This window comes from Streptomyces muensis, from assembly GCF_021474425.1.
GTDB classification, from domain to species: Bacteria; Actinomycetota; Actinomycetes; order Streptomycetales; family Streptomycetaceae; genus Streptomyces; species Streptomyces muensis.
In genome coordinates this window covers 1-11294 of the sequence record NZ_JAKEIP010000260.1, presented here as the reverse complement: position 1 = coordinate 11294, position 11294 = coordinate 1, and the positions used below count along the sequence as shown (strand labels likewise).

Sequence of the window (11294 nt, the reverse complement as noted above, 5' to 3'; positions counted from 1 at the left end):
GCCGCCCCTACCCGTCCCATCCCTTGAAGGGGCTCCGCCCCTTCAAGGGATGGGACGGGTAGGGGCGGCGGGGGCGAGTTCCCGGATTCACCGGTGGTTCACGCGATGGTGTGATCATGTGCCGCTCCACGGATGGCACTTGGACCCCAGGGGTAGGGCCCGGCCATGACGCAGCAGCCCTTCGAACTCCCGCACTTCTACATGCCGTATCCCGCGCGGCTGAACCCACATGTCGACGAGGCACGCGCCCACTCGACCACATGGGCGCGCGAGATGGGCATGCTGGAAGGGTCCGGGGTCTGGGAGCAGGCCGACCTGGACGCGCACGACTACGGCCTGCTCTGCGCCTACACCCATCCCGAATGCGACGGCCCCGCGCTCTCCCTGATCACCGACTGGTACGTGTGGGTCTTCTTCTTCGACGACCACTTCCTGGAGATCTTCAAGCGCACTCAGGACCGCGTCGGCGGCAAGGCCTACCTGGACCGGCTGCCCCTGTTCATGCCGATGGACCTGGCGACCCCCATGCCCGAGCCGCAGAACCCGGTCGAGGCGGGCCTCGCCGACCTGTGGACGCGCACCGTGCCCAAGATGTCCGCCGACTGGCGTCGCCGCTTCTCCGTGGCCACCGAGCACCTCCTGAACGAGTCCCTGTGGGAGCTGTCCAACATCAACGAGGGCCGGGTCGCCAACCCGGTCGAGTACATCGAGATGCGCCGCAAGGTGGGCGGTGCCCCCTGGTCGTCGGGCCTGGTGGAGTACGCGACGTCCGAAGTGCCCGCGTCCGTGGCCGAGTCGAGGCCGCTGAGGGTCCTGATGGAGACCTTCTCGGACGCCGTGCACCTGCGCAACGACCTGTTCTCCTACCAGCGCGAGGTCGAGGACGAGGGGGAACTCAGCAACGGCGTCCTGGTCCTGGAGACCTTCTTCGGCTGCACCACCCAGGAGGCCGCCGACACCGTCAACGACGTCCTCACCTCACGGCTCCACCAGTTCGAGCACACCGCCCTCACCGAGGTCCCGGCCGTGGCGCTGGAGAAGGGGCTCACCCCCCAGGAGGTCGCCGCGGTCGCCGCGTACACCCAGGGGTTGCAGGACTGGCAGTCGGGCGGCCACGAATGGCATCTGCGCTCCAGCCGGTACATGAACCAGCGCGCCGAGCCCACCACACCCTGGCGGGTCCCGACCGGCCCCGGCACCTCTGCCGCCGATGTCGGCGCCCTGCTCGCGGCGGCCGGCGCCGAACGCCTGCGTGCCTACACGCACATGCCGTACCAGAAGGTCGGCCCGTCCCGGCTCCCCGACTTCTACATGCCCTTCCAGCTGGAGCTCAGCCCGCATCTCGACGCCGCCCGCCACCGCCTGACCGAGTGGTCGCACCGGATGGGCATCCTCCAGGAGGGCGTCTGGGACGAGGACAAACTCGCCGCCTACGACCTCGCGCTGTGCGCGGCCGGTCTCGACCCGGACGCCACAGCCGAGGCCCTCGACCTCAGCTCCCAGTGGCTCGCCTGGGGCACCTACGGCGACGACTACTACCCGCTCGTCTTCGGCCACCGCCGCGACCTCGCCGCCGCCCGCGTCACCACCCAGCGCCTCTCGGCGTGCATGCCCGTCGACGGTGAGCAGGCAACCCTCCCGCTCAACGCCATGGAACGCGGCCTGATCGACCTGTGGGCGCGCACGACCGCGGCCATGACCCCCGAGCAGCGGCGTTTCCTCAAGGACGCGGTGGACGACATGACCGAGAGCTGGGTGTGGGAGCTGTCCAACCAGCTCCAGAACCGCATCCCCGACCCGGTCGACTACCTGGAGATGCGGCGCGCCACCTTCGGCTCCGACCTCACCCTCAGCCTGTGCCGGATGGGCCACGGCCCCGCCGTCCCACCGGAGGTCTACCGCAGCGGACCCGTCCGTTCCCTGGAGAACGCCGCTATCGACTACGCCTGCCTCCTCAACGACGTCTTCTCGTACCAGAAGGAGATCGAGTACGAGGGCGAGATCCACAACGCGATCCTCGTCGTGCAGAACTTCTTCGGCATCGACTATCCGACCGCGCTCTCCGTCGTGCACGACCTGATGACCCAGCGCATGCAGCAGTTCGAGCACGTGGCCGCACACGAACTGCCCATCGTCTACGACGACTTCGACCTCTCGGACGAGGCCAGGGAGATCATGCGGAACTATGTGGTCGACCTCCAGAACTGGATGGCGGGCATCCTGAACTGGCACAGCAAGGTCGACCGCTACAAGGCCGAGTACCTGGCCCGCCGCGCGCACGGCTTCGTGCCGGACCGCGCGCCGGCCGTACCCGTCCTCAGCTGATCTCGCTGATCTCCCGCACCCGCGCGGCCGTCTCCTCGGCGAGCTCTCGTACGCCGTTCGCGGCGTTCTCCGAGAGCTTGCCGAGTATCGCGTCCGCGGCCGTGAGAAGCGCGCGGGCCTCGTCGGGGAGGTTCGCGTCGGCCAGGGCGTGGGCGAGACGGTAGTGCTCCTCGGCGATGAAGCGACCGAAGTTCACGCGCTGCCACTGATGCAGGGAGTCGTCCCCGGGTGCCACCAGGACGCTGCGCAGAGCCTCCAGGCTCCGTATCGCCTGTGCCGGTTGTCCGTCCTCACGCTCCAGACGGGCCTGGTCGAGAAGGGCCGAGATCCGGTCCCACGCCTTCTCCTGCAGTGCGGTGTACAGACGCTGGGCGCGCAGTGCCTGGGTGCGGTCGCCCAGTTCCTCGAAGTCACGGGCGAGCGCGCGCAGTGGGGCCGTGGCGAGGGTCCGGGGCGCGTCGGGGCGGCGGAGTCTGCTCTGGTCCATGACGATCTCGTCCAGTTCGCGGATCAGGGTGACTCTGGCGAGCTCGGTCATGCCCTGGTCCCGGGCCAGGTCGGTCCAGGTGCTCAAAGGCTCGTCCGCCGGGTCCGCACCGAACAGCGAGTCGTCGAGCTCCCGAGCCCACGTCACCAACTCGTCCGCGCCCGCGCCGGGTTCCGGCATACCGCCGAGGCCGCACGCCGTGTCGAAGTCGGTCTCGCGCACCTCGTTGAGCAACGGCAGGTCGCCGGTGTCCCCGCGCAGCCCCACCAGCACGGCCGCGAGTCGCAGTTCGTCCGTCATCGACGCCGCCGCCTCGTGCCGCAACAGATGCCGCAGCAGCTCCAGGTCGCCCTCGGCACGGTCGAACTGTGCGGCCCGCAGAGCGAGTCGACGCCGTACGGGATCCCGCACCACCGAGTCCCAGGCCTCACGGTCACCTTCGCGCAACCGGGCGAGGTCGGTCCGGCCGCTCGCGAGCACCGACTCCCACAGGGGTGGACGCGGATACGAGTCCAGCAGCTCATAGGCGTTGTGCTCCATCCCGTTCAGCAGCACGAAGTCGGGTTCGGTGCGCAGGAGTGCGGCGTGCAGCAGGGCTTCGAGCTCGGCGCGAGGGCGCTCGGGAAAGCCCAGCGCGGCACGCAGTTCGGCACGCGCGTCTTCGAGGCCACGACCCGGCAGGGATTCCTCCTCGTCTACCTTCTCGTCCTCGTCCTCCGCCAGACCGATCATGATCTCCAGTGCCTCGTCGACACTGCATCCGATGATCCCGGCCGAGCCCTCCGAGTCGGCGTACAGCAGTGAGCCGTCCGCGCACACGAAGTACGTACCGCCGGTGTCGTCGCCCGCCACTATGACGAGCGGGCCGCCCGAGGCCAGGCGGACCTCCTCGACATGGCCGTGGGCCGCACGGTCGATGTCGAAGTTGAAGGAGAAAGCGGCCAGTTCGGCCAGGCGGGCGTTCTCCTGGAGCAGCCGCAACGCGTCATCGGTCATGTCACAGAACGTAACAGCGGCCACTGAGCGGAACGGGATATTCAGGGAACTTGGACGGTGCGCCGGGAGTCTTCTGGGATGAGGGGAACAGACAACGAGAACACACGGGGGTGTTCGACCTTGACCGACATCATCGAGAGGCTCACGGACAGCGACAGCGACCGCGCGAGTGGCAGCGGCAGCAAGGCCGAGAGCGGCGAGCTCACGCCGTACCTGGCCCCGCTGCCCGTGCCCACCGTCCTGCGGCCCGCTTCCGAGGACGTCTTACGCGAGACCGAGATCGCCCTGCGCCCGACCTGGGTGCGCCTGCACCCGCAGCTGCCGCCGACCCTCATGTGGGGGTACGACGGGCAGGTACCGGGCCCGACCATAGAGGTGCGGCGCGGACAGCGCGTCCGGATCGCCTGGACCAACCGCATCCCCAAGGACAGCGAGTACCCGGTCACCTCGGTGGAGGTGCCGCTGCGCACGGACGGCCGTCCGCCCGCCACCACCGAGCCCGGCCGCGAGGGCGTCGAGCCCGACAAGGACGTCGCCGCCCTGCCCGCCTGGTCGGTGACCCATCTGCACGGCGCCCAGACAGGCGGCGGCAACGACGGCTGGGCGGACAACGCGGTCGGCTTCGGCGACGCCCAGCTGTCCGAGTACCCGAACGACCACCAGGCGGTGCAGTGGTGGTACCACGACCACGCGATGAACATCACGCGGTGGAACGTGATGACGGGCCTGTACGGCACCTACCTCGTCCGGGACGACGAGGAGGACGCCCTGCGCCTGCCGCGCGGCGAGCGGGAGATCCCGCTGCTGCTCGCCGACCGCAACCTCGACACCGACGAGGACGGCCGGCTCAACGGACGGCTGCTGCACAAGACGGTGATCGTCCAGGAGAAGAACCCGGAGACGGGCAAGCCGGTCTCCATCCCGTTCAGCGGCCCGTACACCACCGTCAACGGCCGGATCTGGCCGTATGCCGAGGTGGACGACGGCTGGTACCGCTTCCGGCTGGTCAACGCGTCCAACGCGCGCATCTACAACCTCGTCCTCGTCGACGAGGACGACAACCCGGTCCCGGGCATCGTCCACCAGATCGGCAGCGACGGCGGGCTGCTGCCGCGCCCGGTGCCGATCGACTTCGACGGCACGCTGCCCACGCTGGCCGCGGCGCCGGCCGAGCGGTTCGATCTGCTCGTCGACTTCCGCTCTCTCGCGGGCCGGAGGCTCCGTCTGGTCAACAAGGGCCGCAACCAGCCGCCCGGGGTGCCCGACCCGGCCGGTGACGTGCGCTATCCGGCGGTCATGGAGTTCCGGGTCCGGGAGAGCTGTGCGCAGGACACCTTCGAGCTGCCCGAGGTGCTCTCGGGTTCGTTCCGCCGGCTCACCCACGACATCGAGCACGGCCACCGGCTGATCGTCCTCACCCCGCCCGCCACCAAGGGAGGCGGCGGTCACCCGGAGATCTGGGAGATGACGGAGGTCGAGGACCCGGGCGACATCCAGGTCCCCACCGAGGGCGTCATCCAGGTGACCGGACCGGACGGGAGGACGAAGACCTACCGGCGCACGGCCCGGACGTTCAACGACGGCCTGGGCTTCACCATCGCCGAGGGCAGCCACGAGCAGTGGAGCTTCCTCAACCTCGCCCCGATCGTCCACCCCATGCACATCCACCTGGCCGACTTCCAGCTGCTGGGCCGGGACGCCTACGACGTCTCGGGCTTCGACCCCGCGGTCGGCGGCACCCGCGCCCCGATCCGGTACGACGCGGGCACCGCCATCCCGCTGGCGCCCAACGAGCTCGGCCACAAGGACGTCTTCCGGGTGCCGGGGAACCAGATGCTGCGCGTCATGGGCAAGTTCGACGGCGCCTACGGCCGGTTCATGTACCACTGCCACCTGCTGGAGCACGAGGACATGGGCATGATGCGGCCCTTCGTCGTGATGCCCGCGGAGGCCCTGAAGTTCGATCACGGCGCCGGGCACGGCGGCCACGACGGCCATGGGGAGGGGCACACAGGCTGACGTAAGCACGCAGGCACGTGCGGTTACGCGCGCGTGGGCACCTTCCGGGCCGCGTGCTCGGCCGCGGCTCGCGCCAGCGCCCGGACGACCGGGTGCGGGCGTGAGCCGTCGCCGGACAGCTCCGGCTGGAAGAGCGTGGCTAGGAAGAAGGGATGGCCGGGCAGTTCGGCGATCCGCACGTGACCGTCCTCGTCGTGCCCGGAGAAGCGCAGCCCATGCGCACCCAGGGTGTCGAGGTGGCGGGAGGGGCCGTACGCGCAGAAGTACCGTTCGACCGTGCGCTCCGAGCCGATGACCGACTGGGCGAGCGTGTCCGCCTCGATCCTGACCATCGCCTCGTGGCCGGCCAGCGAGCAGGTCAGGGGTTCGATGAGAAAGTCGTCGGCGTCGGGGTCGTTCTCGGCGTGGGCGACCCGGGTCAGTCCGCACGCATGGCGGGCGTACTCCAAAAGCGCGTGCTGGAAGCCGCCGCAGGTGCCGAGGAACGGGATGCCCTGCTCGCGCGCGGTGCGGATCGCGGAGAGCACACCGGCCTCGCTGCGGTACGGGCTGCCCGGCAGCACCCACACGGCGTCGAAGCCGTGCACCGCACCGTCGGCCTCCGCGTCCTGCGAAGGGATCCAGTAGGCGTCGAGGACGAGCCGGTCGCGTTCGGCGAGGGCGTCCAGCAGCAGTGGCACGCGGGTGTGCGAGGCGACGTTGGGGGAGCGGTCCCCGACCAGGGCGAGCCGTGCCGTCCTTGCCGTCCGGGCAGTGGTGTTCGTCATGGCCTCATCCTGGGCGCGACCCGTACTTCACGTCCAACGATGATTGCTGGACCTCCGATAAGCAGAGCTGATGCCGTGCGGCATCCTGTGCCGCATGGACCCGCACCTGCTGCGTACGTACGTGACCGTCGCCCGCCTCGCCTCGTTCTCCGAGGCCGCCCGCGCACTGGGCTACACCCAGTCGGCGGTGTCGCAGCACATCGCCGCGCTCGAACAGGACCTCGGCGCACCGCTGCTCACCCGGCGCCCCGTCGCGCCCACGGCGGCCGGCGACCGGCTGCTCGAACACGCGGGCCCGCTGCTGCTCCGGCTGGAGGCGGCCCGCGCGGACGTCGTACGGATGGCGGCCGCGCCCGACCGCGAACTGACACTGGCGGCCGCGTCGACCGCCCTCGGCCCCCGTGTCCTCGCCGCGCTCCCGGCCTCCGGCGTGACCCTGCGCGTGCTGCCCCGCGACGAGGTCCCCGCGGCCGTCGCCACCGGCACGGCGGACCTCGGGCTCGTCGACGGCCTCGCCGCCCCCAGCGACCCGCTGCGACTGCCCGACGTGGCGCCGCTGACCACGTACGGCGTGGGGGAGGAGCCGGTCTGCGTCCTCCTGCCCGACACCCACCCGCTCGCCGGGCGCACCGGCCTGCGGCTCGGCGACCTGGCCGACGCCCGCTGGCTCGACGCCCCCGACGCGGGCCTGCCGCTCACCCAGCTCCGGGGCGCCAACGGCGGCCACGGCTTCCGCGGCGCCCTGCGCTACGAGGGCACCGACGTCCGCGCCCTCACCGCCCTCGCCGCGGCCGGTCACGGCCTGACCCTGCTCCCGCGCTCCGCTGCCACCGGGGTGCCGCACACGGTCGCCGTACCGGTAACCCTTCCGCGCGTCGTACACCGCACGGAACTGTTGTGCGCCGGGGCGGGCGCGCCCCCGGGAGCGGCGGCGGCCGTCGCTGAGGCGTTGCTCGAACGGGCCTGATCACGGGCCGGTTTCCGCCCGGACGCGCAGGGCTTCCCGTTCTTGACCCCCGGTCAGTCTCACTCGATCGTGGCTCGTTGTGCGCCGGTGCGCAGGGTAGTCACCAGCCGGAGGCGATCCGATGGAACAGACTGCGTTGCGACCCAAGCCCATGCCAGGTCAGAGCTCCGGCGACGGTACCAAGCCGGTCCCCGGCGCACGGCGCCCGCATGCCGCGCCCCACCCGCGCGGGCGACGGCTCGCGACCGCGCTGTGCGCCCTGCTGGTCGGGACGGTCCTGGTCCTGTCCGGGGTCGGACTCGGCACGCTGGGGGCCACCGTGATCGGCATGAGCGAGCTCGCCGAGTTCCAGCGGCAGGCGGGCCGGCGGGCCGTCGCCCCGGGAAGTCCGGCCGAGCCGGCACACCCCGGCTCCCCGACCCCGGCGCCGGCCTCCCCGCCGGCTCGCGCAGCCGTCGCCACCCTCGGCGTGGAGGCCGTGGACGCCCGTGGGCCGGGCGCCCTGGTCGTCGGCGTCCACATGCCCGGACCCGGGTACTCGGCCGGCCTGGTCAGGAGCGACGTGATCCTCGCGTTCGACAGGACCCGCGTCGAGACGGCCGCCGACCTCGTACGCGCCGTCGCCGAAGCCCGCCCGGGCGACGAGGCCACCCTGACAGTGCGCCATCGCGGTGGCGGCCATCAACGGCTGACCGTGATCCCCGCCGTCGTCACCTGACCGCCGGGCCTCCCATGAGGGCACCCACGAAAAGCACTGGTCACTGCAGGCCGACCAGGCCACGATGGGCCCCATGCCGACCACCCTGATCGCCTTCCTGGGAGCCTGCACCCTCGTCGCCGCCTCGCCGGGGCCCAGCACGGTACTGATCATCAAGCAGTCGCTGCACAGCAGACGCTCCGGCTTCCTGACCGTCCTCGGCAACGAGACCGGCGTCTTCATCTGGGGCGTGGTCGCCGCGTTCGGCCTGACCGCGCTGCTGACGGCCTCCGAGGTCGCGTACGACGTGATGCGGATCGTCGGCGCGGTCGTCCTCGTCGGCTTCGGCATTCAGACCCTGCGGCAGGCGCGCCGCACGAAGGGAGCGGAGGGGACGGACGAACCGGTGTGGGAGGGCGCACCGAAGAGCGACTGGGCCTCCTACCGCGGCGGGCTGCTGCTCAACCTCGCCAACCCCAAGGCGGCCGTCTTCGCCCTGTCCTTCCTCCCGCAGTTCGTGCCGCGGGGCGCCCCGCACCTGCCGGCCATGGTGGGCCTCGCCGCCCTCTGGGCGGTCTACGAGGTCGGTTACTACGGCCTGTACGTGTGGTTCGTCGGCCGGATGAAGAGCGTGCTGTCCCGCGCGGGCGTACGCCGACGCCTGGAACAGGTCTCCGGCGGCGTACTGCTGCTCCTCGGCGTCCGCATGGCCCTCGACGGCTGAAGCCATGCCCGGCCGACCGCGCAAAAGCCCTGTCAACCGGCTCGCGCCGCCCCCGCCGTGCGGGCAGGATGCTGCCCGTAGCCCTTCACGTGCCCAGGGAGGCCCGGATGACCGGCACCGCACCCGCGCCCTTCACCGCCGACGACTACAGGGCCCGTATGGAACGTGCCGCGCGGGCGGCCGCCGACGCCGGCCTGGCCGGGCTGCTGGTGGCACCCGGCCCGGACCTGGTGTGGCTCACCGGCTACGCGCCCACCGCCGAGACCGAGCGGCTCACCCTGCTGGTCCTCGCCCCCGGCCAGGACCCCGTCCTGGTCGTCCCCGCCCTGGAGGCCCCGGACGCCGCGAAGGCCGCCGGCGCGCCCGGACTGACCCTGCGGGACTGGACCGACGGCAAGGACCCCTACGCCGCCACCGCCGCCCTGCTCGACGCGACCGGCCGGTTCGGCATCAGCGACAACGCCTGGGCGATGCATCTGCTCGCTCTCCAGCGGGCACTGCCCGGCACCACGTACGCCTCCCTCACCGACGCCCTGCCGATGCTGCGGGCCGTCAAGGACGCGGCCGAGCTGGAGCTGTTGGCGGCCGCGGGTGCGGCCGCTGACGCGACGTTCGAGGAGATCCGGAAGGTTCCCTTCGGCGGACGCCACGAGTCCGACGTCGCCGCCGACCTCGCCGACCTGCTGCGCCGCTTCGGCCACTCCCAGGTCGACTTCACCATCGTCGCCTCCGGCCCCAACGGCGCCAACCCGCACCATGAGGTGGGCGACCGCGTCATCGAACGCGGCGACATGGTCGTCCTCGACTTCGGGGGCCTGAAGGACGGCTACGGCTCCGACACCTCCCGCACGGTCCACGTCGGCGAACCCACCGACGAGGAACGCCGGGTCCACGACCTCGTACGCGAGGCCCAGGAGGCCGGCTTCAGGGCGGTACGGCCCGGTGTCGCCTGCCAGGAGGTCGACCGGGCCGCCCGCGCGGTCATCGCCGACGCCGGGTACGGCGAGTACTTCATCCACCGCACCGGGCACGGCATCGGCGTCACCACGCACGAACCGCCGTACATGATCGAGGGCGAGGAGCAGCCCCTCGTGCCCGGTATGTGCTTCTCCGTGGAGCCCGGCGTCTATCTGCCCGGCCGCTTCGGAGTGCGCATCGAGGACATCGTCACCGTCACCGAGGACGGCGGCCGGCGCCTCAACGACACGACCCGCGACATGGTCATAGTGGACTGACCCGGTGACCGGCACCGGAGCGAGGAGACCCCGTAGACCCCCGAGCGACAACGGCGCGACCATGACCCAGGCATCGACACCCACCGCGGACACCGTCCGCCGACTGGTCCGTTCCCTGCTCAAGGACGGCGTGGACGACTCGGCCGGACCCGAGGTCCGGCCTGCCGCCCCGGGCGCCGACCCGGCCACCTGGCTGGTCGGCACCCGCCATGTGCTGCGCCTCGCCCCCGACCGGACCGCCGCCGTACGGCAGCGCCGCGAACTGCGGCTGCGTGACCTCGTCCGCCCGCATGTCCCGGTCACGGTGCCGACGAGCGTCGCGCACGGGGAGTGGGCGCCGGGGCTGCCCTACACCCTGGACACCAAGGTGCCCGGCGGGGCCGGCGGGGAGCACGACGTGTCCGCCCTCGGCGAGGCCGACCTGGCCGGGCTGCTCACGGGCCTGCGCGAGGTACCGGCACGGCAGGCCGAGACGCTCGGCGTGCCGCGCGCCGCCCCGCGCTCCCTGGAGGCCCTGCGCCGCGCCGCCGAACGCCCCGCCGCACGCCTCGCCGACGCCGACGAGTTCGACGCCGCCCGGCTGCGTCAGCTCACCCAGCCAGCCGCCGTCCAGCTCGCCGCCCAGCCCGGCACCGCCGTCCTCGTCCACCACGCCCTCACCGGCGACCATCTCGTCGTCAGCGCCGACGGCCGGGTGCGCGGCGTCCTCGGCTGGGCCGACACCGTCCTCGGCGACCCCGCCGAGGACATCGCGGGCCTCGCCCTCGCCGTCGGCTCCCCGGCCGCCGTACGCGCCGCCACCCTCGCCGGCTACGGCGCCCGCCCCTGTCTGCGCGGACTCTGGCTGGCCCGCTGCGACGCGCTCGTCCGCCTCGCGGACCGCCTCGACGGCAAGGGCGAGACACAGCTCCCGTTGCTCAGGGTGCAGCTGCGGCACGCGTGGGAGGCGATCCTGCTGGAGCGGGTGACCGAGCTCAGGGAGGACGAGGAGGACGAGGACGACGGCGGGGCGGACGAGCTCTAGGGACCGTCCGCGCTCAGCATGGCAACCGCCCCGCACGGCGCCCCGCCCCGCTC

General features: G+C 71.9%; 9 protein-coding genes. 7 read left to right on the top strand and 2 right to left on the bottom strand.

Annotated elements, in window-relative coordinates:
• Positions 1 to 165: 165 nt before the first annotated feature.
• Positions 166 to 2325, top strand: coding sequence for a germacradienol/geosmin synthase Cyc2 (cyc2, locus tag L0P92_RS36430; protein WP_234767344.1), 2160 nt, complete (start codon positions 166 to 168; stop codon positions 2323 to 2325).
• On the opposite strand, the gene L0P92_RS36425 is transcribed toward cyc2, so the two are convergent.
• Entirely contained in the window at positions 2318 to 3808 is a 1491-nt protein-coding gene (locus tag L0P92_RS36425; protein ID WP_234767343.1) for a hypothetical protein, read from the bottom strand. The two genes, cyc2 and L0P92_RS36425, sit on opposite strands and share 8 nt — an antisense overlap.
• A gap of 120 nt (positions 3809 to 3928) precedes the next feature.
• Here L0P92_RS36425 and phsA point away from each other — a divergent pair, with 120 nt between their 5' ends.
• The gene (phsA, locus tag L0P92_RS36420) at positions 3929 to 5827 is read left to right on the top strand and encodes an O-aminophenol oxidase PhsA (protein WP_234767342.1); all 1899 of its coding nucleotides are present in this window, start codon (positions 3929 to 3931) and stop codon (positions 5825 to 5827) included.
• Positions 5828 to 5850: 23 nt separating this feature from the next.
• On the opposite strand, the gene L0P92_RS36415 is transcribed toward phsA, so the two are convergent.
• Complete coding sequence (locus L0P92_RS36415) at positions 5851 to 6594, bottom strand: CTP synthase C-terminal region-related (seleno)protein (protein ID WP_234767341.1); 744 nt, start codon at positions 6592 to 6594, stop codon at positions 5851 to 5853.
• A 94-nt stretch (positions 6595 to 6688) separates the two neighbouring features.
• Between L0P92_RS36415 and L0P92_RS36410 the strand changes: the two genes are divergently transcribed.
• From L0P92_RS36410 to L0P92_RS36390, 5 genes are all read left to right on the top strand, one after another.
• Entirely contained in the window at positions 6689 to 7561 is an 873-nt protein-coding gene (locus L0P92_RS36410) for a LysR family transcriptional regulator (protein ID WP_234767340.1), read from the top strand.
• Positions 7562 to 7682: 121 nt separating this feature from the next.
• Complete coding sequence (locus L0P92_RS36405) at positions 7683 to 8279, top strand: PDZ domain-containing protein (protein WP_234767339.1); 597 nt, start codon at positions 7683 to 7685, stop codon at positions 8277 to 8279.
• A gap of 73 nt (positions 8280 to 8352) precedes the next feature.
• Positions 8353 to 8982, top strand: a complete 630-nt coding sequence (locus L0P92_RS36400) for a LysE family translocator (RefSeq protein WP_234767338.1) — start codon at positions 8353 to 8355, stop codon at positions 8980 to 8982.
• Between the two features lie 107 nt (positions 8983 to 9089).
• Positions 9090 to 10217 carry an aminopeptidase P family protein gene (locus L0P92_RS36395; RefSeq protein ID WP_234767337.1) on the top strand — a complete coding sequence of 376 codons (1128 nt, stop codon included), beginning with the start codon at positions 9090 to 9092 and terminating at the stop codon, positions 10215 to 10217.
• A 61-nt stretch (positions 10218 to 10278) separates the two neighbouring features.
• Complete coding sequence (locus tag L0P92_RS36390; protein ID WP_234767336.1) at positions 10279 to 11241, top strand: aminoglycoside phosphotransferase family protein; 963 nt, start codon at positions 10279 to 10281, stop codon at positions 11239 to 11241.
• The last annotated feature ends 53 nt before the right edge of the window (positions 11242 to 11294 follow it).

Coding starts and splice junctions, on each gene's coding strand:
- L0P92_RS36415 (WP_234767341.1), bottom strand. CDS start 6,594: ATGACGAACACCACTGCCCGGACGGCAAGGACGGCACGGCTCGCCCTG.
- L0P92_RS36410 (WP_234767340.1), top strand. CDS start 6,689: ATGGACCCGCACCTGCTGCGTACGTACGTGACCGTCGCCCGCCTCGCC.
- cyc2 (WP_234767344.1), top strand. CDS start 166: ATGACGCAGCAGCCCTTCGAACTCCCGCACTTCTACATGCCGTATCCC.
- L0P92_RS36400 (WP_234767338.1), top strand. CDS start 8,353: ATGCCGACCACCCTGATCGCCTTCCTGGGAGCCTGCACCCTCGTCGCC.
- L0P92_RS36395 (WP_234767337.1), top strand. CDS start 9,090: ATGACCGGCACCGCACCCGCGCCCTTCACCGCCGACGACTACAGGGCC.
- L0P92_RS36425 (WP_234767343.1), bottom strand. CDS start 3,808: ATGACCGATGACGCGTTGCGGCTGCTCCAGGAGAACGCCCGCCTGGCC.
- L0P92_RS36390 (WP_234767336.1), top strand. CDS start 10,279: ATGACCCAGGCATCGACACCCACCGCGGACACCGTCCGCCGACTGGTC.
- L0P92_RS36405 (WP_234767339.1), top strand. CDS start 7,683: ATGGAACAGACTGCGTTGCGACCCAAGCCCATGCCAGGTCAGAGCTCC.